Consider the following 2,954-nt stretch of genomic DNA (forward strand, 5'->3'; position numbering starts at 1 on the left):
GAGCTTTCGATGGGGACCACGGCGGCGTCGGCCGCGCCCGATCGCACGGCCTCGAGCGCAGCGGGTGGGTTCGACGCCGACACCCGCTCGACCGCGCCGTCCAGACCGACCGCGCCGAAGGTTCCGAGCTTTTCGAACTGCGCCAGCGCCATCTCCGTGAACGTTCCCGATGGGCCGAAGTAAGCGATGCGAGGCACGTCTCGAGGTTACGTTGTGGACGCCTACGAAGCGATCAAACCGACGTCGACGAGCCGGGCGCGGGCGCGGGCGGCGTCGACGATCTCGATTCCGAGCAGCACCTCGCGCACCGCCTCGGCGGCCTCGGGGATGAGAGCTCGCAGTGCGGCGACGTTCGGGGCAGCAAGCGCCGCGGCGATGTCGTCTCCGCGTAGCGACGCCACCGTCGCGGCGAGGATCGCGAGCACCTCGTCGCCGGAGTCGGCGCGGGCGACGAGGCCCACATCTGCATGCGAGACCACGGCGAGTACGTCGGCGATGCGCCGCGGGGTGTCTCCGACGCGGATGCCCGGGGTCCGGTGGGCGAGGACGACGGCCTCCGCGGTCTCGGCCACGTCGATCGCGTCGAACATCGGGAAGACGACCAGCGGCGAGGGCAATCGCAGCCCGAGCGCGTCGGCGAGGTGCTCGGCCGGGGCGTCGACGTCGAACCGGACGGCCTCGTAACCGCAGGTCCTCCCTGCTCGGAGCTCGTCGGGGTCGATGTCGAGGTCCACCACGATGCGTCCGTGGTCGTCCGAGTCGGACAGCGTGAGCAGGGTCGATGCCCGGACGACGGGCGGTCCGTACTCGGCTCCACGCGGAGCTGCGGCCAGCGAGGATGCGTCGGCGCATATCGGTTGCAGCAGCTCGTGGACGAGCGCGTTCGGGTCGGGTCGGTGGGGCACACCGAGGGTCAGCGGAATCGGCACGCCTTCACGGTAGACCCGGGTCTGGGTCGTTCCGCAGGCTTCACTCCCGCGGACGGTCTTGCGATCCTCGCCACACCACGCTAACTTAGGTTTGCCTCACCTACTCGCCTGACCGATCGCATCGGAGGAGCCCATGCTCGGCGCAACCACCACCACCGGACCGACCACTGCCGAACGTGTACGCAGTGCCTGCATGCGCGCCGAGGGCGCCGCCCTGGCCATCGACGGCAGCGACCCGGTGATCACGTCCCTGCATCATCTGCGACCCAACGGCGAGATGATCCTGGCCGTCCCCACCGACTCCCTCGACGACGCGCACACCTGGCAGTCCTCCCGTGCCGGCATCCCCGCCGTCCTCGAACTCACCGATCACGCGCCGCTCGCGCTGCGTGAACCGGTGCGTTCGCTGGTGTGGCTTCGCGGCGATCTACGCCCGGTCCCGGACTCGCTGATGCGCCCGATGGCCGGAGCGGTGGCCGCCGAACATCCGCATCCCGCTCTCCTCGACGTCGGGCACACCACCTCGCTGATGCGGCTGATCGTCACCTCCGCCGTGGCCGCCGACAGCACCGGAGCCGAGCCCGTCGACGTCGACACGCTGCTGGCAGCCGAACCCGATCCCTTCTGGGAGATGGAGACCAGCTGGCTCGAGCACCTCGACTCCGACCACCCGGACCTGCTCGCCCAATTGGCCCGACGCCTCCCGCCGTCGCTCCGGCAGGGCCGAATCCGGCCGCTCGGCATCGATCGCTACGGCATTCGGCTGCGGATCGAAGGCGAATGCGGCGACAACGACGTCCGGCTGGGGTTCGCCGAGCCCGTCGAGGACGTCCTCTCGCTCAGTCGCGCGCTGCGCGTGCTCGCCGGTTGCCCGTTTCTGAACGGACTACGCGCCCGCGGCTGACGCACGTTCGGAGAAACAGGGCAGACTCGTGCGGTGATCGACTTCAAGAGCTGGTTGACGCCACCGCCGCCCGCGAGCACGGCTCCACCGCCCGATGCCCGCGAACGCACCACGATCAAGGTCGAGATCGCGATCGTCCTGCTGGTCACGTTCGGGCTGAGCGGTATGAGCAGCATCCTCTCGCTCGTCGAGGACGCGCTGCAGACCGCTGCCCTGTCCGATCAGACCGTGGCGCTGAACTCGTCGCGGTCGAGTTTCAGCCTGATCGATCTGCTGTTCCAGCTGCTGAGCATCCTGCGTCTGTGCGCCTGGGGCGCACTGGGGTTGTACCTGCTGTGGCGAGCAGATCTGGCACCCCGCGCGATCGGGCTGGCCCGGCCGCGGCTGAAGATCGACCTCGGTCACGGCGTCGGATTGGCCGCACTGATCGGGCTGCCCGGCCTGGCGCTGTACCTCGTGGGCAACGCCCTCGGATTCAACCTCAACGTCGTTCCCAGCGCCCTCGACGACCACTGGTGGCGCGTCCCGGCACTGATTCTGTACGCGCTGGCCAACTCCGGTGCCGAGGAGATCATCGTCGTGGCGTACCTGATCTCTCGCCTACGCAGACTCGGACTGAGCGAGAACGCGTCCCTGCTGTGCTCGTCGCTGCTGCGCGGCAGCTATCACTTCTACCAGGGCGTGGGCGGTGGGGTCGGAAACTTCCTCATGGGTCTGGTGTTCGGCCGCTACTGGCAGCGCACCGGCAGACTGTGGCCACTGCTGATCGCACACGCTCTGATCGACATCGTGGCCTTCGTCGGGTACGCCCTCCTGCGCGAACATCTGTCGTGGCTCCCGTGAATCGGCACGCGAGGAACCCGGGTGTTTCCGTGGCGACGGTTACAGTCGACCCGTGAACGACGACGATCGCTACGGACGGCACGGCGCGCCGGAACGGCGAACGCCGCCCGACCGATCAGAACGGAGTCGTCACAGTCGACCGGACCCAGCGCCGGGACCCGCACCGCGCCCGACCGGGGGCCAACCGCCGCGCCAGCCACCGCCTTCTCAACCACCGCCTCGTCGACCACCGCCCGGCCAGCAACCACGAGGCCCGCAACCGCCGAGCCAATCGCGAC

The 2,954-nt window shown here is 69.3% G+C and carries 4 protein-coding genes; 2 read left to right on the plus strand and 2 right to left on the minus strand.

Annotation, left to right across the window (positions count from 1 at the left end):
- Positions 1-197: prephenate dehydratase domain-containing protein (locus tag A2J02_RS00990; RefSeq protein ID WP_331712125.1), on the minus strand; the 197-nt coding region annotated here is incomplete at its 3' end.
- A 24-nt stretch (positions 198-221) separates the two neighbouring features.
- Positions 222-929, minus strand: coding sequence for a hypothetical protein (locus tag A2J02_RS00995; RefSeq protein WP_068045604.1), 708 nt, complete (start codon positions 927-929; stop codon positions 222-224).
- 133 nt (positions 930-1,062) lie between these two features.
- On the opposite strand from A2J02_RS00995, the gene A2J02_RS01000 reads away from it, so the two are divergent.
- Complete coding sequence (locus A2J02_RS01000) at positions 1,063-1,833, plus strand: DUF2470 domain-containing protein (RefSeq protein ID WP_068045606.1); 771 nt, start codon at positions 1,063-1,065, stop codon at positions 1,831-1,833.
- A gap of 33 nt (positions 1,834-1,866) precedes the next feature.
- Complete coding sequence (locus tag A2J02_RS01005; protein WP_032396467.1) at positions 1,867-2,676, plus strand: CPBP family intramembrane glutamic endopeptidase; 810 nt, start codon at positions 1,867-1,869, stop codon at positions 2,674-2,676.
- Positions 2,677-2,954 lie beyond the last annotated feature (278 nt).

Origin of the sequence: Rhodococcus sp. EPR-147 (assembly GCF_001647185.1) — a bacterium.
In the GTDB taxonomy this organism is placed as follows: domain Bacteria; phylum Actinomycetota; class Actinomycetes; order Mycobacteriales; family Mycobacteriaceae; genus Rhodococcoides.